General features: G+C 72.2%; 20 protein-coding genes. 11 read left to right on the top strand and 9 right to left on the bottom strand.

All coding sequences use genetic code 11. The features are described 5' to 3' along the window. Positions 1-22 precede the first annotated feature (22 nt). Positions 23-742, top strand: a complete 720-nt coding sequence (locus OHU74_RS30295) for a TetR/AcrR family transcriptional regulator (RefSeq protein WP_371618807.1) — start codon at positions 23-25, stop codon at positions 740-742. Here OHU74_RS30295 and OHU74_RS30290 read toward each other — a convergent pair. Then, positions 714-2,189, bottom strand: coding sequence for an MFS transporter (locus OHU74_RS30290; protein ID WP_371618806.1), 1,476 nt, complete (start codon positions 2,187-2,189; stop codon positions 714-716). The genes OHU74_RS30295 and OHU74_RS30290 overlap by 29 nt on opposite strands. Continuing rightward, positions 2,186-3,076, bottom strand: coding sequence for an alpha/beta fold hydrolase (locus OHU74_RS30285; RefSeq protein ID WP_371618805.1), 891 nt, complete (start codon positions 3,074-3,076; stop codon positions 2,186-2,188). The genes OHU74_RS30290 and OHU74_RS30285 overlap by 4 nt, the downstream gene beginning before the upstream one ends. Before the next feature lie 145 nt (positions 3,077-3,221). Between OHU74_RS30285 and OHU74_RS30280 the strand changes: the two genes are divergently transcribed. Continuing rightward, a complete protein-coding gene (locus tag OHU74_RS30280; protein ID WP_371618804.1) occupies positions 3,222-3,947 on the top strand; it encodes a leucine-rich repeat domain-containing protein in 726 nt (241 codons plus the stop codon). A gap of 73 nt (positions 3,948-4,020) precedes the next feature. On the opposite strand, the gene ligD is transcribed toward OHU74_RS30280, so the two are convergent. Next, positions 4,021-5,040 (bottom strand): non-homologous end-joining DNA ligase, encoded by a 1,020-nt coding sequence (gene ligD / locus OHU74_RS30275; protein ID WP_371618803.1) that lies wholly within the window; start codon positions 5,038-5,040, stop codon positions 4,021-4,023. A 75-nt stretch (positions 5,041-5,115) separates the two neighbouring features. Here ligD and OHU74_RS30270 point away from each other — a divergent pair, with 75 nt between their 5' ends. Next, positions 5,116-6,207: an ATP-dependent DNA ligase gene (locus OHU74_RS30270; RefSeq protein ID WP_371618802.1), complete on the top strand. Its 1,092-nt coding sequence runs from the start codon at positions 5,116-5,118 to the stop codon at positions 6,205-6,207. Positions 6,208-6,256: 49 nt separating this feature from the next. Here the strand turns inward: OHU74_RS30270 and OHU74_RS30265 are convergent, their stop codons facing one another. Then, on the bottom strand, positions 6,257-7,681 hold the full coding sequence (locus OHU74_RS30265) for an NAD(P)/FAD-dependent oxidoreductase (protein ID WP_371618801.1): 1,425 nt from the start codon (positions 7,679-7,681) through the stop codon (positions 6,257-6,259). A gap of 131 nt (positions 7,682-7,812) precedes the next feature. Between OHU74_RS30265 and OHU74_RS30260 the strand changes: the two genes are divergently transcribed. Continuing rightward, positions 7,813-7,971 (top strand): hypothetical protein, encoded by a 159-nt coding sequence (locus OHU74_RS30260; protein ID WP_371618800.1) that lies wholly within the window; start codon positions 7,813-7,815, stop codon positions 7,969-7,971. Between the two features lie 3 nt (positions 7,972-7,974). Here the strand turns inward: OHU74_RS30260 and OHU74_RS30255 are convergent, their stop codons facing one another. The 3 genes from OHU74_RS30255 to OHU74_RS30245 all read right to left on the bottom strand — a co-directional run bounded on the left by OHU74_RS30255 (position 7,975) and on the right by OHU74_RS30245 (position 12,561). Continuing rightward, positions 7,975-10,077, bottom strand: a complete 2,103-nt coding sequence (locus OHU74_RS30255) for an MDR family MFS transporter (RefSeq protein ID WP_371618799.1) — start codon at positions 10,075-10,077, stop codon at positions 7,975-7,977. Positions 10,078-10,161: 84 nt separating this feature from the next. After that, a complete protein-coding gene (locus OHU74_RS30250; RefSeq protein ID WP_371618798.1) occupies positions 10,162-11,517 on the bottom strand; it encodes a 6-phospho-beta-glucosidase in 1,356 nt (451 codons plus the stop codon). 54 nt (positions 11,518-11,571) lie between these two features. Continuing rightward, positions 11,572-12,561: a helix-turn-helix domain-containing protein gene (locus OHU74_RS30245; protein ID WP_371618797.1), complete on the bottom strand. Its 990-nt coding sequence runs from the start codon at positions 12,559-12,561 to the stop codon at positions 11,572-11,574. A gap of 223 nt (positions 12,562-12,784) precedes the next feature. On the opposite strand from OHU74_RS30245, the gene OHU74_RS30240 reads away from it, so the two are divergent. The 3 genes from OHU74_RS30240 to OHU74_RS30230 all read left to right on the top strand — a co-directional run bounded on the left by OHU74_RS30240 (position 12,785) and on the right by OHU74_RS30230 (position 15,250). Continuing rightward, positions 12,785-13,453 carry a helix-turn-helix domain-containing protein gene (locus OHU74_RS30240; RefSeq protein ID WP_371618796.1) on the top strand — a complete coding sequence of 223 codons (669 nt, stop codon included), beginning with the start codon at positions 12,785-12,787 and terminating at the stop codon, positions 13,451-13,453. Positions 13,454-13,517: 64 nt separating this feature from the next. Continuing rightward, the gene (locus OHU74_RS30235) at positions 13,518-14,075 is read left to right on the top strand and encodes a toxin-antitoxin system, toxin component (RefSeq protein WP_356655814.1); all 558 of its coding nucleotides are present in this window, start codon (positions 13,518-13,520) and stop codon (positions 14,073-14,075) included. Continuing rightward, positions 14,072-15,250: an MAB_1171c family putative transporter gene (locus OHU74_RS30230; protein ID WP_371618795.1), complete on the top strand. Its 1,179-nt coding sequence runs from the start codon at positions 14,072-14,074 to the stop codon at positions 15,248-15,250. The genes OHU74_RS30235 and OHU74_RS30230 overlap by 4 nt, the downstream gene beginning before the upstream one ends. Positions 15,251-15,292: 42 nt before the next feature. Here the strand turns inward: OHU74_RS30230 and OHU74_RS30225 are convergent, their stop codons facing one another. Both OHU74_RS30225 and OHU74_RS30220 read right to left on the bottom strand, forming a co-directional pair. Next, positions 15,293-16,069, bottom strand: a complete 777-nt coding sequence (locus OHU74_RS30225; protein ID WP_371618794.1) for a hypothetical protein — start codon at positions 16,067-16,069, stop codon at positions 15,293-15,295. Between the two features lie 46 nt (positions 16,070-16,115). Continuing rightward, entirely contained in the window at positions 16,116-16,700 is a 585-nt protein-coding gene (locus OHU74_RS30220; RefSeq protein WP_371618793.1) for a hypothetical protein, read from the bottom strand. A 400-nt stretch (positions 16,701-17,100) separates the two neighbouring features. Between OHU74_RS30220 and OHU74_RS30215 the strand changes: the two genes are divergently transcribed. Genes OHU74_RS30215 through OHU74_RS30200 form a run of 4 tightly spaced genes read left to right on the top strand, consistent with a single transcriptional unit; the run spans position 17,101 to position 21,972 of the window. Beyond that, the gene (locus OHU74_RS30215) at positions 17,101-18,468 is read left to right on the top strand and encodes a M20/M25/M40 family metallo-hydrolase (RefSeq protein WP_371619862.1); all 1,368 of its coding nucleotides are present in this window, start codon (positions 17,101-17,103) and stop codon (positions 18,466-18,468) included. Beyond that, positions 18,465-20,000 (top strand): YfcC family protein, encoded by a 1,536-nt coding sequence (locus OHU74_RS30210; RefSeq protein WP_371618792.1) that lies wholly within the window; start codon positions 18,465-18,467, stop codon positions 19,998-20,000. Before OHU74_RS30215 ends, OHU74_RS30210 begins: the two co-directional genes overlap by 4 nt. 17 nt (positions 20,001-20,017) lie before the next feature. Continuing rightward, positions 20,018-21,313 carry a sensor histidine kinase gene (locus OHU74_RS30205; protein WP_371618791.1) on the top strand — a complete coding sequence of 432 codons (1,296 nt, stop codon included), beginning with the start codon at positions 20,018-20,020 and terminating at the stop codon, positions 21,311-21,313. Further along, entirely contained in the window at positions 21,301-21,972 is a 672-nt protein-coding gene (locus tag OHU74_RS30200; protein ID WP_371618790.1) for a response regulator, read from the top strand. The genes OHU74_RS30205 and OHU74_RS30200 overlap by 13 nt, the downstream gene beginning before the upstream one ends. Positions 21,973-21,974 lie beyond the last annotated feature (2 nt).

Below are 21,974 nucleotides of genomic sequence, written 5' to 3'. Positions count from 1 at the left end.
ATGAGTTCGGTACGATGGGGGTATGGCAGACGGACGCGTGGAGCGCGGAAACCAGACGCGGCGAACCGTCCTGGACCGGACGATGAGCATCGCCTCGACGGACGGCCTGGAAGGCCTCTCCCTGGGCAGGATCGCCACGGATCTGGGGCTCAGCAAGAGCGGCGTCTTCGCCCTCTTCGGCTCTAAAGAGGACCTGCAGCTCGCCACCGTGCGGGCCGCCAGGGCCGTCTTCGTCGAGCAGGTCGTGCGGCCGGTACGGGACGAGCCCGCCGGAATCGCCAAGGTCTGGCGGCTCTGCGAAAGCTGGCTGGACTACTCCGGGCGCCGGGTCTTCCCCGGCGGCTGCTTCTTCTACTCCGCCTCCGCCGAGTTCGACTCGCGCCCCGGGCACGTCCGCGACGAGGTCGCCAAGAACCGCGACGACTGGACGCGTTACGTGGAGGGGCTGCTGGACGAGGCCCGGCTGGCGGGCGGGTTCCGCGAGCCGGCCGAGTTCACGGACGTGCAGCAGCTCGCCTTCGAGATCATCGCCCTGATGGAACTGGCCAACGCGCACTCCGTACTGCACGAGGACACGGTGGGCTACGGGCGGGCCAGCCGCGGCATCCTCTCCCGGCTGCGTGCGGCGACGGCCGCCCCGGAGGAACTCCCGGAACGGCCGCCCGCCATCGATTTCCCGCTCTTCGGCGCACCCGCCGTCGGCGTTCCCGCCGTCAGCCCCCCTGCCGATTCGGGCCGCTGACGCGCATCCAGCAGCCCGCGAGCGCCGCGCCCAGCGCGGTCAGCGCGGTGAGCAGGAAGACTCCGCGCCAGTGGTCCCCGGCGCCCGCCCCCGTACCCGTACCCGTACCCGCTCCGGTGAGCAGGGCCGCTGTGGCGGCGACGCCGAGCGCGCCGCCCAGCTGCCGGGCCGTCATCAGCAGGCCGGTGCCGGCCGCGAAACGACCTGGCGGAAGGCCGGCCGAGGCGGCCGTGGAGAGCGCGGTCACGACCACTCCGATGCCGAGTCCGCCGAGCAGTCCGGCCGGCAGGAAGATCTGGGCGTACGAGGACGAGTCCTCGACCCAGCCCCACAGCAGCAGGGCGTTGGCGGCGAAGAGCAGTGATCCGACGGTGACGGCCGCCCACTGGAGGCGGGCGGGGACCCGGCCGCCGACGACGAGCGCACCGACCATGGCGAACACCGCGCCGGGGGTGACGCCGAACCCGGCCTGCAGGACCGAGTAGTCCCAGCGTCCGATGAGGTAGGACGGCCCGGTCAGCAGCCACGCGTACATGGCGGCGCCGAAGAGCAGGGCGCCGATGTTGGCGCGGGCGAAAAGCGGGTCCCGCCACAGGTCCCGGTCCACGGCCGGGGCCGGATGACTGCGCGAGCGGCGCAGCGCGAGGCCGCTCGCCAGGGCGCCGCCGACGACGAGGACGAGCACCTTCGGGTCGGTCCAGCCCCACTCGGCGCCCTGGGACAGCCCGGCGACCACTCCCCCGATGCCGAGGGCGAGTGCGACCGTACCGATGGGGTCGGGGAGGCGGTGGCCGGTACGCGGCTCCTTGGGGATGACCCGGGCGGCGGCCCAGCAGAGCGCGAGGCCCAGCGGCACGTTGACGAGGAAGATCGCGCGCCAGTCCCACCACTCGACGAGCAGTCCGCCGATGCTGGGTCCGACGGCGGCCGCGAGACCACCGGCGGCCGACCAGGCTCCGAGGGCCGCGGCCCGCCGGGCGGGCGGGGTGTGGGCGAGTACGAGGCCCAGCGCCGCCGGGATCATCCCGGCGGCGGCCGCCCCCTGGAAGGCGCGGGCCAGGACGAGCAGATCGGCGCTGGGAGCGGCGCTCGCGGCGAGCGAGGTGAGGGTGAAGGCGAGCGCGGAGCCGATGAACAGCACGCGCCGGCCCAGGGTGTCCGCGAGGCGGCCGGCCGCGGCGAGCAGAGCGGCGAACAGCACGGCGTAGGCACTGACCACCCAGGTCAGACGGGCCAGCGGCACCTCAGGAAAGGCATGCCGCAGGTCAGGGAAGGCAACGTTGACGACGGTCGCGTCGAGAAAGGCGAGGAAGGTTACGGCGGAGGCCAGCCCCAGAATCCGCCCGGCCCCGGGCGCATCCGCGGAGGCGGCGTCGGCGCCAACACCCGGAGCAGGAACAGAAGCGGCAACAGGAGCCATGTCGACGTCGGGCCGGGTGGCGGTCATCGGGCGCCCGCCGAAGTCCCGGTCGGGGCCGAAGCGGGGGTAGGTACCGCCTCCCCCGCGAGGAAATCGGCGGCGGTGGCGATGATGTCCGGATCGGCCAGGATCCGCCGGTGGCCGAGCCCTTGTGTCTCGATCAGGCGGGCCCGCTCCCCGTAGGCCGCCGCGAGGGCGCGGGACTGCGAGGGCGCGACGGTGTCGTCGTCGACGTCGTGCACGAGCAGGATGTCCGAGGGGATCTCCCCGGGGCGGCGGCACGCGTCGAAGCGGGGCCAGACATCGGGCTCGGCAGGGAAGAGGCGGCGCTGGACATGGCGCCTCAGCGCGTCCTCGACGGCCTGGTTCACCCCCAGGTTGGCGCGGAACTGCGCGGCGAGGTAGTCGAAGTCGGCCACGCCCCCGATGCCCACGATCCGGTCGGCCCGGATCCCGTCCCGCAGGGCGAAGAAGGTGGCGACCACCCCGAAGGAGTGGGCCACGACGGCCGAGAAGTCCCCGTACTGCGCGTGCAGTTGCCGGATGATCTCGCGCTGCCGCAGGATCGTTGTGGCCCGGCCGCCGGACTCGCCGTGGCCGGGGGCGTCGAAGGACACGACGGTCCGGCCCTGCGCGCGCAGGGCCTCGACGAAGCCGGTGAACCGCGAGGCGCGCGAGGTCCAGCCGTGCACGACGAGGACGGGTCGCCCGCCCTCGCCCCAGCGGTAGGTGGTGACGGGTATCCCGTCCACGACGATCCGCCCGGTCACGGCCCGAGCCATGACCTCCGCTTCGCCGGCCCGCACCCGCGGCCGTCCGAGCGGCCGCACGAACAGCGCGAACGCCATCCGCCCGACCGGGCCGGGGGCTACCCGGGCAGTGATGTTGAGGGTGGTGCTCAGGAGTGAAGCCATGGGATGCATGTCCGGTTCTCCGGATCTCCTCAGAGTGGCCACAAGGATGGCGAGGTCAAGATGGTGACAAGATATTAGCACGACCGTTCGTGTTCTTTTTTGGCTCACGGCCGCCCCGTGCGACGATTCGCGTTGACCAGGGGGGATGACCGTGAGGCACACGCTGAACTTGTGGCGTCAAGGGCTCGGAGAGGTACCCGAGTCGGTCTGGGATCGGACCGAGCTCCAGGTGCTGATCCTCGCGGACAACGGACTGACGGCCCTACCGCCGGAACTCTGGCGGCTCCACCGGCTGAACACCCTGGACCTGGGCCACAACGCGCTGACATCGGTGCCCGAGGAACTCGGCGGGCTGACCGGGCTCAGCGACTGCCTCTACCTCCACGACAACCAGCTGACACGACTTCCGGACTCAGTGGGAAGCCTGACCCGGTTGCGCTACCTCAACGTCGGCGAGAACTCCCTCACCGCCCTGCCGGAGACCATCGGCGGGATGCGCGGCCTCATCGAGTTCAGGGCGCAGCACAACCGGCTCACCACCCTGCCCGATGCCATCGGCCGGCTCCGCAGCCTGCGTGAACTGTGGCTTCGTGGCAACGCGATCGAGCACCTGCCCCCGTCAGCCGCCGAGCTGCACGAACTGCGCCACCTGGACCTGCGCGAGAACTCCCTGGCCGGGGTGCCGGAGCCATTGGCAGCCCTCCCGCGGCTGCGCCACATCGACCTGCGGAGCAACCGCCTCGGCCGGCTGCCCGACTGGCTCGCCGAGATGCCGTCGCTGGAGAAGCTGGACCTGCGGTGGAACGAGGTCGATCCCTCCCTACCGCTCCTCAGCGTGCTGGAACGGCGGGGATGCGTCGTCTTGACCTGACAGAGAGGACATCCCCTCGCGCCGGCCGGAGCATCAGCGTGCGGATGTCGAGGAGTTCGCAGGAGGGGCCGGGTCAGTCCTCGTGCTTCGCGCGGCTCGGCTGGACGCGTTTCGGTTCGCCCGGCATCTTCGGGTAGTCCGGGGGGTACGGCATGTCGCCGAGGCCGTGGTCGTGTTCGTGGCGGTCGGCCAGTTCCAGGGCTGCGTCCAGGGAGAAGGCGTGGTCGTCCATGTCCGCGTGCAGATCGCCCAGTTCCGCGAAGCGCGCCGGCATCGTCACGATGTCGAAGTCGCGCGGCTCCGCCGCGTCCACTTCGTCCCAGCTCAGCGGTGCCGAGACGGGGGCGTGCGGGTGCGGGCGGATGGAGTAGGCCGAGGCGATGGTGCGGTCGCGCGCCGTCTGGTTGTAGTCGACGAAGATCCGCTCGCCCCGCTCCTCCTTCCACCACGCGGTGGTGACCTTCCCCGGCATCCGGCGCTCCAGGTCACGGCCGATCGCGATCGCGCACCTGCGGACCTCGGTGAAGGTCCAGCGCGGCTCGATCGGAACGAAGACGTGCAGGCCGCGCCCGCCCGAGGTCTTGGGCCAGCCGCGCAGCCCCAGCTCTTCCAGCAGCGCGCGCAGTTCGTGGGCGACCGCCACCGCGTGGTGGTAGTCGGTGCCCGGCTGCGGGTCCAGGTCGATGCGCAGTTCGTCGGGACGGTCCGTGTCGTCCCGGCGCACCGGCCAGGGGTGGAAGGTGAGGCAGCCCAGATTGGCGGCCCACAGGACGGCGGCCGGCTCGGTCGGGCAGATCTCGTCGGCGGTGCGCCCGCTGGGGAAGGCGATGTGGGCGGTCGGGATCCAGTCGGGCAGGTTCTTCGGGGCCCGCTTCTGGAAGAAGGACTCGCCCTCCACCCCGTCCGGGTACCGCTCCAGGGTGGTGGGCCGGTTGCGCAGGGCGCGCGTGATGCCGTCCGCGACGGCGAGGTAGTAGGAGGCCACGTCCCTCTTGGTGAGGCCGCGCTCCGGGAAGTACACCTTGTCCGGGCTGGACAGCCGGACCGCCCGGCCACCCGCCTCCAGCTCGATCGCATTGCCCGCAGCACCCATGTCCGCCACGGTAGGCGGGCCCGCCCGGGCCCGCACACCGAGCGGGTCCGGGCGTACCACCGCAGAATCGGAGGCATGGATCTGCCGGTGATGCCGCCTGTGAAACCGATGCTCGCCAAGTCCGTGGCCAAGATTCCGCCGGGCATGCAGTACGAGGCCAAGTGGGACGGCTTCCGCGCGATCGTCCACCGCGACGGCGACGAGATCGAGATCGGCAGCCGTACCGGGAAGAGTCTGACCAGGTACTTTCCCGAGCTGGTGGGAGCACTCAAGGCCAATCTGCCCGACCGCTGCGTCGTCGACGGCGAGATCGTCCTCATCCACGGCGGGCGGCTCGATTTCGACCGGCTCAGCGAGCGGATCCACCCCGCCGCCTCCCGGGTGAAGATGCTCGCCGAGACGACTCCGGCCGCCTTCGTCGCCTTCGATCTGCTCGCGCTCGGCGACGAGGCGCTGCTCGACACCCCGCTCGCCGACCGCCGTACCGCCCTGACCCGGATGCTCTCCACTTCGCGTCCCCCCGTGCATCTCGCGCCCGCGACCACCGACCCCGCGCTCGCGCAGGAGTGGTTCGAGCGATTCGAGGGCGCCGGGCTCGACGGGGTCGTCGCCAAACCCCTCGATCTCCCCTACCGGCCCGATGCCCGCCTCATGTTCAAGATCAAGCACGAGCGTACGGCCGACGTCGTCATCGCAGGATTCCGTTTCCACAAGAGCGGTCCGATTGTCGGATCGCTGCTCCTGGGCCTGCACGACGCCCACGGAGTCCTCCAGCACGTGGGCGTCTGCGCCGCCTTCCCCATGAAGCGCCGTGCCGAACTGATCGACGAGCTCGCACCGCTCCGGATGCCCGACCCCGAGGGCCACCCGTGGGCCGCCTGGGCCGAGGAGGCCGCCCACGAGACCGCCCGGCTGCCCGGGGCGCAGAGCCGCTGGACGGGCAAGAAGGACCTGTCCTGGGTACCGCTGCGCCCCGACTGGGTCTGCGAGGTGGCCTACGACCACATGGAGGGCGACCGGTTCCGGCACACCGCGCAGTTCCGCCGCATGCGGCCCGACCGGGCGCCCGCGAGCTGTACGTACGCCCAGCTGGAGGAGGTCGTCGGCTACGACCTCGCCGAGGTGCTCGGGCCCGCTCGGCCCGCTCCGCCCGCCGCCGCCGGCTGAGCGGAGGCGGGGCGGGGCGGGACGCGGGTGCCGGCGCGGGCGCGGGCGCTCAGCCTGCCGTCAGTTTCTCCCACTCCGCCCGGCTCGGGCCGGCCTCGTGCGGAGCGTAGTCGGGGTGTTCCGACAGCCAGCGCGCCACCCGCGCCCTGATCTCCGGGTCCGCGTAGGCCCGCTCGGGCGGGTCTGCCAGGTGGCGGACCCTGGCCCGTGCCCGCATCACCTCCGGATCCTCCAGCGCGCAGTCGAACAGTGCCGCCACCTCCCGGGCCGTCCCCGTCCGCCCGGCCCGGGTCGCGAACCGTTCGCCGATGGCCCCGTCCGCGACGACCTGGAAGTCGAACCACGGCTTGAGGGTGCGCACCGTCCACCCGTGGTACTCGGCCGCGAACCGCTCCGATCCCGGGTCCTGGTGCGCCGTACGGGCCACCCGGTGCGCGGCCCACAGCGTGAGCGAGGTGCCCTGGCCGAGCGTCGGGTTGGTGTGGGTGACGGCGTCGCCGACGGGCACGAACCCGGTCACCACCGGCCCCCGCTCGTCGACGAGCGCACTCCAGCGGTTGTCGAGCCCCGCCGTGGCCAGTACGTCCGACAGCGGTTCGGCGCCCAGTCCCAGCCAGGCCGCACCGGGCGGAAAGGACCGTGCCGCGGCCTCGAAGACGGCGGGGTCGCGCAGCGCGGAGCGCGTGGCGTCCGCCGTGTGCACGAACAGCGTCACGGCGAACACCCGGTTGTCGGCCGGGAAGACGGCGCATCCGGCGAAGCTGCCGCCGGTCACCGCCCAGGGCCGCCGCGGCCCTTCCTCGCAGCCCTCGGGCAGCCGGTACCAGCGGCAGAAGTAGGCGAGGCCGGTGCGGTGCCGCTCCACGGTGCCGGGGCGGCAGCCGATGGCCGCCAGCCAGCGTTCGGCTCCGCCGCGCCGTCCGCCCGCGTCCACGACGAGATCCCCCTCGTACGTTCCCTCCTGCGTGGACACCCCCGTCACGCGCACCCCGGAACCCCCGCCCCGGGGGGCCCGGCCCCCGCCGGTTCCCTCCCCCGCCGCGATCAGCCCGCTCACCGGTTCCCCGTACCGGCAGACCACTCCCGGTTCGGCTCTCAGGGCCGTGGCCAGCGCGCTCTCCAGCACGATGCGCCGGGCCTGGAGCATCACGAGGTCCTCGTCGCCGGGCCGGGCGGGCGGTCGCACCTCGAACCAGTCCAGCTCGTGCCGCTCGCGCGCGCCCAGCCGGAGCATCTCGGCGTGCACGTCGGGCAGTTCCTGGCGCAGCACGTTGCGTGCGGCGCCGAGCAGCGCGTGCGGCTGGTTGGCCTGCGGTACGGTCGGCCTGCGCCAGCCGAAGAAGTCCCGGTCGAGCGCGGTGCCGGGGGCCCTCGTATCGCGTTCGAAGAGCTCGGCGGTATGTCCGTGGCGTGCCGCGAGCAGCGCGGTGGCCAGCCCCCCGACTCCCCCGCCGACAACCAGCACATGTGCCATTGCGCCCCCCCCTGAGCCGATGAACGTACGACGATCAGACCGCCGGAAGCCTGCACGGGCGGGGCCTGACCGAAACCCGCACAGTTGTCCTATCCGAAGGCCGCGGCCACCCCGACACCCGAAGGGCACCCATGAGCCACAAGATCGCCCGCTGGGCCTGGTTCGCCTCTGCCGAGCTCCCGGCCGACCTCTACGACGCGTCCTGCGCGGTGCTGCGGGTCCGGCGGCCCGGCCTCGCACCGACCCTGCCGCACGCAGCCTCGTACGACTATCCGATCACGAGCCTTTGACCGTTACGGCCGCCCCGCCATCGCGCGCGGCGCGAAGTTGCCGTCGCCCAGGTCCTCCGCCAGCAGCCGCTTGGCGATCGCGTCCGCCGCCGCCCGCAGTTCCGCGCTGCGCGGCCGGCCGCGGTCCTTCTCCAGCTGGTCGCCCAGCCACTGCGCCCACGCGGCCGAGATCACTCCCGCCTCCCGCTCCCCCGCCGGGGTGTGCGCGTAGAAGCCGTTCTGCCGCGTCAGGTAGCCCTCCTCCACCATCCGTTCGAAGACCGGGACCAGCACCTCCGGGGGCAGGTGGCGGCGCGCCGCCATGAATCCGAGGCTCGCGTGGCCGACCGTACGGGTCATCAGGTCCACCTGCATGACCGCCCACGCCCCCGCCATGTCCAGCCGCGTGTCCGAGGCGTCGACGATCCCGCGCGCCGTCTCCGCCCCCATGCCCCGCACCAGCTTGCCGACCGCGAGCTCCAGCAGCTTCGACGAGTCCCCGGATGCGGTGGCCGGCGAGCCGAAGCCGTCGCCCATGTCCGTGGAACCGGCTCGGGCGCTGTCGCGCAGCTTGACCTGCTTGAGGAACAGCGCGACGACGAAGCCGACCAGCGCCACCGGCACGGTCCACAGGAACACCGTCTGCAGGGTGTCCGCGTACGCGCCGATCACCGGCCCGGCCGCCGTCTGATCGAGCCCGTGCACGCCCTGCGGGCTCTGCGCCGCCTTGCCCAGGGCCTGTGGATCCTGCCCGGTGGTGCGTGCGGCCTCCGCGACCGCCGAGGTCAGCGCGGGCTTGAGGGTGTTGGCGTAGATCGTGCCGAAGACGGCGGTCCCGAAGGCGCTGCCGAGGGTACGGAAGAAGGTGACGCCCGAGGTGGCGGTGCCCAGGTCGACGTAGTCGACGGTGTTCTGCACGGCGATGGTCAGCACCTGCATGCACAGGCCGATGCCCACGCCCAGCACGAACATGTAGAGGGATTCCAGCCAGGCGTTGGTCTGCGGGCCCATCAGGGACAGCAGGTAGAGCCCGAGCCCCATGACGGCGCAGCCCACGATCGGGAAGATCCGGTACTGGCCGGTCTTGCTCGTGACGTTGCCGCTGAAGACCGACGCGATCAGCAGGCCGATGACCAGCGGCAGGGTCCGTACGCCCGACACGGTGGCCGAATCCCCGTCCACGTACTGCAGATACGTCGGCAGGAAGGTCATCGCGCCGAGCATCGCGAAGCCGACGACGAAGCTGAGGACCGAGCAGACCGCGAAAACGGGGTTGCGGAAGAGCCGCATCGGCAGCATCGGCTGCTCGGCACGGCTCTCCACCAGGCAGAACAGCACCAGTGCCACGACGCCGCCCGCGAAGAGACCCATGATCAACGGCGAGGTCCAGGCGTACTCGTTCCCGCCCAGGCTCGTGGCCAGGATCAGCGCGCTCGCGCCGATCGCGACCATCGCGATGCCCAGGTAGTCGATGACCGGCTTGCCCACGGCCCGCACCGAGGGGATCGTCCTGGCGGCCGCCGCGACCACCAGGATCGCGATCGGGACGTTGACGTAGAAGGCCCAGCGCCAGGTCAGGTGGTCGGTGAAGAGTCCGCCGAGCAGCGGCCCGATCACCGTGGCGACGCCGAAGACGGCGCCGATCGCGCCCTGGTACTTGCCGCGTTCGCGCAGCGGGACCACGTCGGCGATGAGCGCCATGGAGGTGACCATCAGTCCGCCGGCACCGATGCCCTGGACTCCCCGCCACACGATGAGCAGGGTCATGTTGCTCGCCAGGCCGCACAGGAACGATCCGGTGATGAAGACGATGGCGGAGAGCTGGAAGATCAGTTTCCGGCCGAAGAGGTCGCCGAACTTGCCGACGAGGACCGTCGCGACCGTCTCCGTGAGCAGGTAGGACGTCACGACCCACGACATGTGGTCCCCGCCGCCGAGGTCCGCCACGATCGTGGGCAGCGCGGTTCCCACGATCGTCTGGTCGAGCGCGGCCAGCAGCACGCCCAGCATGATCGTGCCGAAGACGACGTTGCGCCTCCGCCGGTCGAGCACGGGGGGCGCGGTGGCGGGTACCGCGGAGGCAGTGGTCACATCTCGCACTCTCACAGCGCGCCCGCCCGGCCGCATGCGGCATTGGACCGTACGGGTGTACGGGGCCGGGTGTACGCGGCCAGGTGTACGAGCCAGGCGTGCAGGTCTACCGGCGCCCCGTCAGCGCAGGTACCCCAGCCCCCTGTGCTCCGCCGCGTACCCGTCCATCAGCCGCCGGGCCACCCCGACCGAGTCCACCAGCGGGTGCAGCGCGAAGGCCTTGACCGCCGACGCCCTCGATCCGCTCGCCGCGGCCTCCAGCACCTCCCGCTCCACGGCCTTGACCGAGGTCACCAGTCCCACCGCGTGCAGCGGCAGCGGATCGACGGCCACCGGGTGCGCCCCGTTGGCATCGACCAGGCAGGGCACTTCGATGACCGCCTCCGCGTCGAGCGCCGCGAGCGTGCCACGGTTGCGAACATTGAGGATCAGCGTGGCGCGCTCGTCCCGGGCGACGGCCCGCATCAGGGCCAGGGCCACCTTCTCGTAGCCGCCCGACTCCAGGTCGCTCTCGTCGCGCTCGCCGACCCCCGCGACCTCGCGGTTTTCGGCCATGTACGTGGCTTCGCGCTCGGCCCGGGTCCGGTCCCAGGCGCTCAGCGCCGCCCCGGCGGCGAGATCCGGCCGCCCCGCCTCGGCGTAGAACCCGCGCTGCTGGTCGCGCAGGAACGCCCCGCGCGTCTGCTTGACCTCCTGGTACGCCCGTACCGTGTCACGGTTGAAGTAGTAGTAGTGCAGGTACTCGTTGGGGATCGCCCCGAGCGAGCGCAGCCACTCGGCCCCGAACAGCCGACCCTCCTCGAAGGACTCCAGCGCCCTGGTGTCGGCCAGCAGCCGCGGCAGCTCGTCGCGCCCACCGATCCGCAGCCCGCGCACCCAGCCCAGGTGGTTGAGGCCGACGTAGTCGATCCAGGCCTCCTCGGGCCGGGCGCCGAGCAGCCGGGCGATGCGCCGCCCGAGCCCGACCGGCGAGTCGCAGATCCCGATCACCCGGTCCCCGAGCTCCTCGGCCATGGCCTCGGTGACCACCCCGGCCGGGTTGGTGAAGTTGATGACCCAGGCATCGGGGGCGATGCGGGCCACCCTGCGCGCGATCTCACGGGCCACCGGTACCGTCCGCAGGCCGTACGCGATCCCGCCCGCGCCCACCGTCTCCTGGCCCAGCACCCCTTCGGCCAGGGCGATCCGCTCGTCCGCGGCCCGCCCTTCCAGCCCGCCGACGCGAATGGCCGAAAATACGAAGTCGGCTCCGCGCAGGGCCTCGTCGAGATCGGTGGTGGCCGTGACGGCCGGGGCGTCGACGGCTCCGGAGGCGGCCGCCTGGTCGGCGAGGACCCGCGCCATGGCGCCGAGCCGGCCGGAGTCCTCGTCGTAGAGGGTCACGTGCGACACCCTGCCTTCGGCGTGGTCGCCGAGCAGGGCTCCGTACACGAGCGGTACCCGGAAGCCGCCCCCGCCGAGGATCGTCAGCCGCACGCCCTTACCGCCCTTCGCAGTGCCACGTTTCGTGGCACCAGTGTCCCCCGCCGGTCAGTCCACCGGCGAAGGCACGGCCCGCAGCCGCGGCGCCTGGTGCGCGGTGACCCCCGCGGAGCCCCGGACCGGGCCCGTCGGCAGGCCCTGCGGCGCCGAGAGGATCAGGGTCATCCGGGTCAGCCCCATGCTCTCGAGCATCCGGCTGGATTCGGCCACCATCCGGCAGCGCACCAGCCCCCAGCTCGGGTCCGGGTGGCGCACCGAGCGCACCGCCCCGTCCTGCTCGGCGGCCTCGACCCCGTTGGTGGTCAGCCAGTGCGGCACCCCGTAGCGGTAGGCCGCCTCCATGAACGGGTCACGGGCCACCTCCTGGCGGATGCTGCGCAGCCCCTCGTCGTCCGGGGACGCCATCAGCGCGGTCGCGAACCGGGCCAGGAGCGGTACGCACCAGGCCGGTTCGTGGTCCTCCAGCACGGCCGCGGCGTCCGGGTGGAACAGCACGAAGCGCAGGAAGTTGTCGTCCGGCAGGGCCGTCGGGTGGGGGCGCACCGACTGGAAGAGCCGGTCGAACGCCGAGTTGGTGAGGGCCACGTCCCAGCGGTGGTCCACCAGGAAGCTCGGGTAGGGGACCGACTCCATCAGGGCGGCGTAGTCGCACAGGTAGTCGCGCTGGGCCGGGTCCTCGGGCAGCCGGTTGTCCTCAGCGGCCCGCCAGGTGTGCGGCGGGTCCCGGTCGACCATGACTCTGAAGAGCCAGAAGCACTGCCGCTCGCTCATCTCCAGGGCCTCGGCCAGGGCGAGCAGTTTGCGGTCCGTCCACTCCTTGACCAGGCCGCGTTCCCAGTTCCCGTACGCACGTACGCTGATGCGCAGACGCGCCGCCAAGTCCTCCTGGCTCAGCCCGAGTTCTTCCCGGCGCTGGCGCAAAATCTCCTTGCGTCGCTCCGAGCGTACGGCGCCGCGTGCGGATTCCTCGCCCGCCTGGCGCTCTCCACCGGCGTGGGCGAGGCCGTCGGACAGGCCCACCGCTGCGAGATGTGGCACCGAGAGCTCCCCCTCTTAATACGGTCTGGATCTTCATTTCCGTGTGGCGATCCTGCTACCGACTTCATTGGAGTGTCAACTATTGTGGCAATTCCAGCCTCTTGACAGCTCATTCCCGCCACAGCTGTGGCAAGTTCTAGCCCTACGGAGTGAGAGCGGATAGATTCCAGAAGCCGACCCACGTGCCCGCACCCCGACCTCGCGCGATCTAGGAGAACCACTGGTGACAGACGGCTTCCCGGCTCCCGTCGCGGTGGCCAACGCGCACCTGGCAGCCACCGTCACGCGCGTCGCCGAACTCGCGGGCAAGATGGGCCGCGACCTGAGTCAGGTCTTCGACCTGCGCCGCCTCTCCGAGGCCTCCGGCGTACCCGCCGACGTGGTCCGGACCCTGCTCGACGGCCGGCCCGCAGGTGAACCCGATCTCCAGACCCGGTTCCTCCAACGGCTCGACCTGCTGCGGCGCACCCGCGTCAAGTCCAACGGCCGCCGCTACACGCAGCAGGAGATCGCGGACGGCGCCGCCATGTCGCGCCAGCAGGCCGGGGCCCTGATCAACGGCGACCGGCGGCCGACCATGGAACACTGTGACGCGATCCAGCGGTTCTTCGGAGTGCACGCCGGCTTCCTCACCGCCCACGACTCGGACGCCCTGACCGACGCGCTCCAGCGGACCGAGCAACAGCTGCTCCAGGACTTCGCGGGAAGAGCCCGGGAAACCGTACCCGTCACGCCGGCTTCGACCGGCGATCCGCTGGCAAGACTTCTCCAGAACCACGGCGTACGCGGCATCGCCTGGCGGGCCGCCCAACTGCCCAGCGACAAGCACCGGGACAAGGTGACCGAATGGCTGGACATGCTTCTCGAAAGCGTCAAACCGAACGAATCCTGACCCAGTCGAAAGTCTGGGTCTGATCCTTGAGTCCTGATCCGGATCCGCGCCGACGGGGAGAACGGTGAGCATAGGCAGAGAGCAGCGGCGGTTGTGCGGGGAACTGGTGGCCGGCATCACGCTGACCGCGCCCGTGGAACCTGTGGACCTCTACGCCGCCCTCTGCGAGGGCATGAGCAAGCACCGCGGCCGCCGGGTTGAGTTCCGGATGGCCTCGTTTCCGCCGGGAACGGCCAGCGGTCTGTGGCTCGACATGGCGGACCGCGATCTCGTGGTCATCGAGGAACGCACCGCACCCGACCATCAGCTGGTGATCCTCGGTCATGAGCTGTGGCACATGAAGGCCGGCCACTGCAGCCACCACGTCGACGGCGCCGCCGTCGCCGCCCGGCTGCTGTCGGACGAGGCCGACATCGGCGAGACCGTGCGACGCGTAGCCGCGCGCACGCGCGCCGACGTCCAGGAGGAGACCGAAGCCGAAACCTTCGGTTTACTGCTGGGCAGCAGGTGCCGTACGTGGCTGGCCGGATCGGCGAGCCACCGGGCACCGGCACAACGTGATCAGCTGGCGGGCCGCATCGAGGCATCGCTCGGATACCGGGGGCACAGGAACGACCGTTGAACGGCCAGGATTACTACATACCGGCAGCCGCCATGGGGACGGCGCTCGCCTTCAAGGTGCCGGCCCTGCGCAACAACTGGCGCGACCCGCTGCTCCGATCGGTCTGCGCCCTGCTCACCCTGGCAGCCGCGGTCTTCACCTTCGCCGCCCCGCCCACCATCGAGGCGGTCAACCGCTGGACGGGCATCCCCAACTTCTCCGCCCCGCTCGTCTACTGTCTGATCACCGCCTTCAGCGCCGCCTGCCTCGTGCTGATCGTCAACTGGCGCGGTGGCCCGCCCGAACAGACCCGGCGCTTCTCGCGCCGCTGGATCCTCGGCTACTCCGTCGTGATCGTCGCGCTCACCCTGCTCTTCGCCCTCGGCGAGGCCCCGGTGGAGCGGCTGCGCGACTTCGACACCTACTACGCCAACACCCCGTACATCCGTGAACTCATCGCGCTCTACCTGGTGGCGCACAACGTGGCCGCCTTCGTGATGGTCGCGATGTGCTGGCGGTGGTCCCTCCAGGTGCGCGGCTGGCTCCGCGCCGGCCTGATGATCATCGTCGTGGGGTACGTCTTCAACCTCAGCTACGACGCCACCAAGATGACCGCCGTCGTCGCCCGCTGGAGCGGCCACGACCTGGACTGGCTGAGCACCTCGGTGGCCCCGCCCCTCGCCTCCGTCGGGGCCAACATCAGCGCGATCGGCTTCGTGCTCCCGCTGGTCTGCCAGCGGGTGTCGGACAGCCTGCGGCACTGGACCACGTACCGGCGCCTCGGCCCGCTCTGGAACGAGGTCCGCACCTCCGGGTCGGACGCCCCCGTGAGCGTCCGGATGTCCTGGTGGTCCGCCGCCGACATCCGGGTGATCCAGCGCGAGTCGGACATCCACGACGGGTTCCTGCACCTCGGCCCGTACTTCGACCCGCTCCACCGGGACGAGGCCCTCGCGCGGGCCCTGTCCCGCGGCGCCGACGAGGAGGGCGCGCGGGCCGTCGCCGACGCGGCCATGGTCGCGGCGGCCGTACGGGCGCGCCGCGCCGACCCCGAGGGACGGGTCATCGGAGCCAGCGAGGAGGGGGCCCCGCCGGCCGCCGACGGGCCGCGCGACCTCGTACGGATCTCGCACGCCCTGCGGAACTCGCCGGTGGTGGCCGAGTTCCGGCGGCAGGCGGCGCTGTCGGGGGTCTGAGCGGGAGCCTCCGGGTTCGGGTTCAGCTCCCGGCGGCCGGCGTCAGCCCCCGGCGGCCATGCTCAGCCCCGGGAACAGGTCCTGGAACGGCGCCGCCGAATCGATCCCGTCCCGGCCGAAGGGCGCGTCGAAGCTCCACACCATGAACAGCAGGAACACGATCAGCGCGCTGAACAGCCCCGCCAGCAGCAGCTCCCGCCCCGACCGCCGGATCTGCAGGGTGAAGATCAGCCCGACCGTGACCAGGCCGCCCACCACCAGCCCGAACCACACCACACCCGGCAGCGTCGACTCGTCGCTCTGCGTCCGCTCGTGCCGGGCGTCGTCGGCGGCCGCGATGTGGTCCAGCAGCGGCTGGTAGGCCTGGGCCTGGAGTTCGTTGCCCGGGCTCTGGTGGGTCACGTCGCCGCGCAGCTTGCCGAGCAGCTCGCCGCCCTCCGGGGAGGCGGGCGCCCCGGCGATCAGCCGCGGCCAGTCCACACTGACGGTGTGGGAGACGTACGCGTTGACCTCGCCCCTGATCCGGTCGCGGACCGGGGCCGGGTAGACGTCGGCCCGCTGGGTGACCTCGTACAGGGACTGGGCCTCGCGGCGGACGCTGTCCTCGGCGGCGCCGCGCGCCTCCCAGACGCCCGCGATGGCCAGGCCGAGCACGATCGCGTAGACCACACCGACCATCATCACCATGTACTCGATGACGTCGGGGGTCTCGCTGGTGTCCTCGTCAACGGCGACCCGGCGGTGCCGGAGTGCGGTGAAGGCGAGGACGAGGGCGCAGACGAGCGCCATGGCGATGGCCAGGACCAGCCATTCGGACACGAGGGTTCTCCGTAGGTTCCGTAGGTTGAATGAACGGACGAAACGTTCAGCTGCGGCTCTTGGAACGCGGTCGCAGCGCGACGGCCGCGAGGACCGCCGGGGTGGTCACGACGACCATGAGCATCACGGTGGACATACCGTCCGGGCCGCGTCTGGCCAGTGCCGAGGAGTGGTACGGGCGCACGTGGAAGCGGCTCGCCGGCCCGGCCAAGGCTGCGCCCCGGACCGGAGCCGCCCCTTCGCCCCGCGCGGCCTCCGCGACCCCCGGCCCATCCACCGCGACCTCCGGGGGCTGCGCCACCCCGGCCGCTGCCTCCGCCGTCGGCCCGGGCGGGAGCTGCGCCACCCCGCCCGGCTGCGGTTGCGCGCCCGGCCGTGGAGCCGGTACCAGGAGCGGGCTGCGCCCCGGATGGAGCACGGTCGGCGCCACCGCGCCGGGCAGGGTCACCCGTACCGACGGCCGCGCGGAGGGCTCCACCGCGGGCGGCGCGGGCTTCGACCCGGCCGGAACGCACAGGTCGACCCGGGCTCCGTGCCCGCCCCGGCCGTCTCCGGCGACCTCCACGTGACCGTGCAGCGGGCAGAGCGCCGCCACCAGGCCGGCCCCGGCGAAGTACTGCCAAGCGGTCACCGCACGTTCTCCCGATTCCGCAGCAGGGATGAGGGTTACGCCTGAAGAAACGATCAACGCGGGGGTTCGATACGCGGTAGACAGGTCAAGATCCCCCCACGAGGGTTCAGTTCGAGCCACCCCCACCGCCCGGCACGCGCTCCGGCTCGCACCTCCTCCCGTACCCCCGTCCGCGCCCCCGGCCCGCGGCGGCCGCCTCACCCGTCCGGCCCAGTCCGCCACGCGGCCGCCGGGGCCCCGCCCCATGATCGGAGAACCGATTCCGCGGCTCGGCGGGGTCTCCCCGGGAGCACAGGGACGGTGGCGGGTGAAAACGGACGGCGCGAACGGCGGCAGTCACAGCGGCGAGAGCGGGCAGAGCGGCTCCGGCCGGGATCTCGAAGGCCAGGTGGACGCCCTGATGGACGGCCTGCGGGCCGATCTCGAACGGCTGGCGTCGATCCCCTCTATCTCCTTCCCCGGGTATCCGCCGGAGCCCGTGGAGGAGGCGCACGACCTGATCGTCGCCCTCCTGCGCGAAGCCGGCGTCCCCTCGATCGAGCGGATCGACCTCCCCGACACCGCCCCGGTGATCTACGGCGAGATCCCGCCCCCGCACCCGGACGCCCCGACCGTGCTGCTCTACGGGCACTACGACGTCCAGCCGGCCGGCGCCGCCTCCCTCTGGCTCTCCCCGCCCTTCGAACCGACCCCGGTCCCCGGCGGACTGCGGGCGCGCGGCATCGCCGACGACAAGTCGAACGTGATCGCGCACCTGGGCATGTTGCGGGTGTACGGCGGCCGCCCGCCGGTCGGGATCAAGCTGGTGATCGAGGGGCAGGAGGAGTACGGCAGCCCCTTCGACGACTACCCGCCCACCGATCCGGCACGGTTCGCCTGCGATGCCATGATCATCGCCGACCTCGGCAACCTGCGGCCGGGCACCCCGACCCTGACCACCGGTCTGCGCGGGGCCTGCGAGGTGACCGTGGAGGTGCGCACGCTCGCCGAGCCGCGGCACAGCGGGGAGTTCGGCGGCGCCGCCCCGGACGCCCTGCTCGTCCTGCTCCGCGCGCTCGCCACCCTGCACGACAAGAACGGCGACGTCGCCGTGCCCGGACTGCGGCGCGATCCCTGGGACGGAACGACCTACACCGAGGAGGAGTTCCGCGAGCTCGCCTCGGTCCTTCCCGACCTGCCGCTGATCGGCACCGGCTCGCTCGGCGAGCGGCTCTGGAGCGGTCCGGCGATCACGGTCATCGGTCTGGACGCGCCCAGCGTGGACCATGCCGCCTCGGCCGTCGTCCCGTACGCGCGGGCCAAACTGAACCTCCGCTTCCACCCGCACCAGGACCCGAGGGAGGCCCGCGCCCTGCTGGTGGCGCACCTGCGGGCGCAGGCCCCCTTCGGCATCCCGCTCACCGTGACCCCGGGCGACACCGGCCCCGGCTTCGAAGCCAGGACGGGCGGGCCGGCGTACCGGGCGGCGCTGACCGCACTCAAGGAGGCCTGGGGCACGCAGGCCTCGTACGTCGCCACGGGCGGCTCCATCCCGCTGGTGAACGGCCTCGCGCAGGCGGCCCCGGGCGCGGAGGTGCTGCTGTTCGGCGCGCAGGACAGCATGTGCAACCTGCACGCGCCGAACGAGCGGGTGCTCCTGTCGGAACTGCGCAACACGGTGGTGGCGATGGCCGCCTTCGTACGGGAGTACGCGGCCGACTTCGAACCGGCCCCGCCCCCGGCCCCGCCGGCGCCCCACGACCCGGCGGCCTCCGGAGGCGCACGGTGACCACCCCGGCCCCGGCGCCCGCCGCGCCCGCTCCGGAAGAGGAGCCGCCGGCGAAGAAGTACTCCTTCCCCAGCGCCCTGACCGTGCTGGCCGTCGTCACCGTCGCGATCTGGCTGCTGGCCTTCCTCGTGCCGGCCGGCCAGTACGACCGCAACGACAGCGGCGCCCCCGTCTCCGGCACCTACCACCGGGTCGACGACACCCAGAGCTTCACGGACCGCCTCAACGACCTGTTCCTCTCCCCCGTCAACGGCCTCTACGGCATCCAGGACCCCACCACCCACCAGGTCGGCCCCACCTTCAGCGGTGACCTCTACGGCAGCGCGGGGGTCTTCCTCTTCGTGCTGGCCATCGGGGCGTTCATCACCGTCGTCTTCGCCACCGGAGCCCTCGACCGCGGCATCGCCCGCCTCGCCCACCGACTGCGCAACCGCGGCGCGCTGCTGATCGCCGCCGTGATGGTGGTCTTCTCCATCCTCGGCACCGTGGAGGGCTTCGCCGAGGAGACCCTCGGCTTCTACGGGCTGCTCGTGCCGATGATGCTGGCCCTGGGCTACGACCGGCTGGTCGCGGTCGGCGCCTCCATCCTCGGCGCGGGCGTCGGCGTGCTCTGCTCCACCGTCAACCCGTTCGCCACCGGTGTGGCCTCCTCGGCCGCCGACATCTCGCTGGGCGACGGGATCGGGCTGCGGTTCCTGATGTGGATCGTGCTGACGACCGTGACCGTCCTCTACGTCATCCGGTACGCGCGGCGGGTCCAGAAGGATCCGTCCAAGTCCCTGTGCGGGTTCCTGCCCGGCGACCGGGAGCAGAAGGCCACCGGCGAGGAGGAGGCGGAGCCCGAACTGACGGGCCTGCACAAGACGGTGCTGGTCCTGCTGGCCCTGGTCTTCGCCTTCATGATCTTCTCGGTGGTGCCCTGGTCGAGCGCGCTCACCGGCAAGGCGGACGCGGCCCCGTACTCCTGGGAGCTGGACTGGTCCTTCGCGCAGCTCGCCGCGCTCTTCATCTGCGCGGCCGTGCTGATCGGCCTGGTGGCCCGGATGGGCGAGGCCAAGCTCAGCTCCACGATCATCCAGGGCGCCGCCGACTTCATCTCCCCGGCCCTGGTCATCATGCTGGCGCGCGGTGTCACCGTCATCATGAACAACTCGAAGATCACCGACACCGTGCTCCACTCCATCGAGGGCGTGGTCAAGGGAACTTCCTCCGGCGTCTTCGCGATCCTCGTCTTCCTCGTCAACCTCCCGCTCGCCTTCCTGATCCCCTCCACCTCCGGTCACGCCACCCTCACCATGCCGATCCTGGCCCCGCTCGCCGATTTCGCGGGCGTCTCCCGCGCGCTGATGGTGACGGCCTGGCAGTCGGCGAGCGGCTGGATGAACCTCTGGGTCCCGACCACCGCCGTGACCATCGGCGGTGTCGCGCTGGCCAAGGTCGGCTACGACAAGTACCTGCGCTTCGTCTGGCCGTTGCTCGGCATCCTGTTCGTGCTGATCTGCGGGTTCCTGGCCCTGGGCGCCGCGCTGTAGCGCCTAGGGTGGGGCGTATGTCCGAATCCGAGGATCCGCCCGTAGCCGTGTGGGCCGCCATGCGGCGGCCCGTGCGCTTCCTCCTGCGGTCCTGGTGGCCCTGGCGCTGCTGGGGGTACCTCGGGACCGGGTTCCTGTTCGGGTACCCGGCCCTGGTCGTGCTCGCCGTGCTGGTGGGGCTCGGGGTGCTGACGGCCGTCGCCGGGATCGGGCTGCTGCTGCTCGTCGGGGCCGTGGCCGCGGTGGTCCCGCTCGGGCGCCTCGAGAGGCGCAGGCTGCGCTTCGTGGAGCCGCTGCCGGTTCCGGATCCCCACACCTCCCTGGCCGGGGCCCGGCCGGCCGCGTGGCTGCGGACCAGACTGCGGGAGCGGGCGACCTGGCGGGAGGCCGGCTACGCGGCCCTGCTCGGGCTGGTCTTCGCCCCGGCCGGGTTCGGGGTCCTCACCCTGGTCGCCTTCTCCCTGATCCTCGTCGCGACCCCCGTCATCGCCTGGGCCATCGCCCCCGACCAGGTGATGCTGATCCCCGGCGAGCCGGTGTCCGGCCCTCTGGAGGCCCTGGGCGGAACCGCCGCCGGGCTGGCCGGGCTCGTCCTCGCCGCCTACGCGGGAGCCCTGCTCGCCGGATTCCAGGTGAAGACCGCCCGGCTGCTGCTCGGTCCGCGCGAGGAGGACCACCGGGTGCTGGAGCTGACCCGCTCGCGGGTCCGGCTCGTCGACGCCTTCGAGGCGGAACGGCGCCGCATCGAGCGGGACCTCCACGACGGGGCGCAGCAGCAGCTGGTGGCGCTGAGCATGACCCTGGGGCTGGCCGAGTTGGAGCTGCGCAAGGTTTCCGGGGCGGCCGCAGCCGCCGCACTGGTGGCCCGCGGCCGTGGCGAGGCCAAGCTCGCGCTGAGCCAGCTCAGGGACCTGGTCCGGGGAATCCACCCGCAGGTGCTGACCGACCACGGGCTCGCGGCGGCCGTCGCCGAGGTGGCGCTGCGCCATCCGGTGCCGGTGAGCGTGGACCTGGCCGCCGTGCCCCGACTGGCCGACTCCGTGGAGATCACCGCGTACTTCACGGTCACCGAGGCGCTCGCGAACGCGGCGAAGCACAGCGGCGCCTCGCGGGTGGCCGTCGCCGGTAGGGTCGAGGGCAACCGGCTCACCCTCACCATCAGCGACGACGGCCGCGGCGGAGCGGATCCCGGCGCGGGGGCGGGCCTGGCGGGTCTCGCGGACAGGGTGGCGATGTTGAAGGGCAGGCTGGTGGTCTCCAGTCCGGTGGGCGGACCGACCGAACTCCGGGTGGAGGTACCGTGCTCCGGCTGATCCTCGCCGAGGACTCGGTCCTGCTGCGCGCCGGGCTGAGCGAACTCCTCACCCTCGGCGGCCACGAGGTCCTGGCGGCCGTCGGCGACGCGGACGAACTGCTGCGCGCGGTGGCGGCGGAGCGGCCCGACGCGGTCGTGACCGATGTCCGGATGCCGCCGGGCTTCCGCGACGAGGGCCTGCGGGCCGCGCTCGAACTCCGGGAGCGGGACCCCTCGTTGCCCGTACTGGTCCTCTCGCAGTACGTGGCCACGGCCTACGCGACCCAGTTGCTCACCGCGGTCTCCCCGGCCGGCGGCTCCGCCGGGCTGGGATACCTGCTCAAGGACCGGGTCGGGGAGGTGGCGGAGTTCCTGGACGCCCTCCAGCGGGTCGCGGACGGCCAGACGGTCATCGACCCGGAGGTGGTGCGCGTCCTGCTGAGCGCCCAGAACGCCGACCGGCCGCTGGCCCGTCTGACCCCGCGGGAGCGGGAGGTGCTGACCCTGATGGCGGAGGGCCTGAACAACCAGGCCCTGGCGGCCCGGCTGTTCGTCACGGAGGCGGCCGTCGTCAAGCACGCGAGCAGCATCTTCATGAAGCTCGACCTCGACCCGACGGAGGGCAACCGCCGCGTCCTGGCCGTCCTCGCCCACCTCCGGGGCGCGCGGACCCCGTAATC

Source organism: Streptomyces sp. NBC_00454 (assembly GCF_041434015.1).
Lineage (GTDB): Bacteria > Actinomycetota > Actinomycetes > Streptomycetales > Streptomycetaceae > Streptomyces.
The sequence above is the reverse complement of the archived record's forward strand: the minus strand, read 5'-3'. Positions and strand labels throughout refer to the sequence as shown.